Here is a 1,866-nt window from a genome sequence, read left to right as displayed (position 1 = left end):
TAGACCTCTCAAAACTAAACAAAGTTTTAACTTGTGTATTCCGTTGTGCTTTCGCACATTTCCTTAGAAAGGAGGTGATCCAGCCGCAGGTTCTCCTACGGCTACCTTGTTACGACTTCACCCTAATCATTTGTCCCACCTTAGACGGCTAGCTCCTAAAAGGTTACCCCACCGGCTTTGGGTGTTACAAACTCTCATGGTGTGACGGGCGGTGTGTACAAGGCCCGGGAACGTATTCACCGCGGCATGCTGATCCGCGATTACTAGCGATTCCAGCTTCATGTAGGCGAGTTGCAGCCTACAATCCGAACTGAGATCGGTTTTAAGTGATTTGCTTACCCTCGCGAGTTCGCAGCACGTTGTACCGACCATTGTAGCACGTGTGTAGCCCAGGTCATAAGGGGCATGATGATTTGACGTCGTCCCCACCTTCCTCCGGTTTGTCACCGGCAGTCTCACTAGAGTGCCCAACTAAATGCTGGCAACTAGTAATAAGGGTTGCGCTCGTTGCGGGACTTAACCCAACATCTCACGACACGAGCTGACGACAACCATGCACCACCTGTATTCTTGTCCCCGAAGGGAAAAACTAATCTCTTAGTGTTTCAAGATATGTCAAGACCTGGTAAGGTTCTTCGCGTTGCTTCGAATTAAACCACATGCTCCACCGCTTGTGCGGGCCCCCGTCAATTCCTTTGAGTTTCAACCTTGCGGTCGTACTCCCCAGGCGGAGTGCTTAATGCGTTAGCTGCAGCACTGAAGGGCGGAAACCCTCCAACACTTAGCACTCATCGTTTACGGCGTGGACTACCAGGGTATCTAATCCTGTTTGCTACCCACGCTTTCGAACCTCAGCGTCAGTTACAGACCAGAGAGCCGCCTTCGCCACTGGTGTTCTTCCATATATCTACGCATTCCACCGCTACACATGGAGTTCCACTCTCCTCTTCTGCACTCAAGTTTACCAGTTTCCGATGCACTTCCTCGGTTGAGCCGAGGGCTTTCACATCAGACTTAATAAACCGCCTACGCTCGCTTTACGCCCAATAAATCCGGACAACGCTTGCCACCTACGTATTACCGCGGCTGCTGGCACGTAGTTAGCCGTGGCTTTCTGGTTGAATACCGTCAATACGTGAACAGTTACTCTCACGCATGTTCTTCTTCAACAACAGAGTTTTACGATCCGAAAACCTTCTTCACTCACGCGGCGTTGCTCCATCAGACTTTCGTCCATTGTGGAAGATTCCCTACTGCTGCCTCCCGTAGGAGTTTGGGCCGTGTCTCAGTCCCAATGTGGCCGATTACCCTCTCAGGTCGGCTATGCATCACGGTCTTGGTGAGCCGTTACCTCACCAACTAACTAATGCACCGCGGGTCCATCCTAAAGCGATAGCAGAACCATCTTTCAAACATAAACCATGTGGTAAATGTTGTTATGCGGTATTAGCACCTGTTTCCAGATGTTATCCCCCACTTTAGGGCAGGTTACCCACGTGTTACTCACCCATCCGCCGCTCACTCAAATGTTTAATCACTCCGGTGCAAGCACCATCGTTCAAAAACCAGAGTTCGCTCGACTTGCATGTATTAGGCACGCCGCCAGCGTTCGTCCTGAGCCAGGATCAAACTCTCATATTAAAAGTTTGTGACTCATTAAATACTAGCGAAAATTGACTTCGTCAATGTTTCATAATTCTTAATTCAAAACCTTAAATTAATAAGGCCTACACAATTGTTTGTTAAAACTTTGTTCAGTTTTCAAAGGTCTACTAGCTGTTAAGAAGTGAACTTCTTAACAAGCGACTCAATTAGTTTATCAAGAACCCAACATGATGTCAAGAACTTTTTAAAATAATTTTTCAA

At 48.0% G+C, this 1,866-nt stretch carries 1 rRNA gene; it reads right to left on the bottom strand.

Features of this window, described 5'->3' with window-relative positions:
- Positions 1-67 precede the first annotated feature (67 nt).
- Positions 68-1,641: ribosomal RNA gene (locus EKM68_RS13450) — 16S ribosomal RNA — on the bottom strand.
- Positions 1,642-1,866: the final 225 nt, after the last annotated feature.

Origin of the sequence: Companilactobacillus jidongensis (assembly GCF_003946575.1) — a bacterium.
Taxonomy (GTDB): Bacteria; Bacillota; Bacilli; order Lactobacillales; family Lactobacillaceae; genus Companilactobacillus; species Companilactobacillus jidongensis.
Note: the sequence above shows the minus strand (reverse complement) of the source record. Positions and strands in the feature narration are given on the sequence as shown.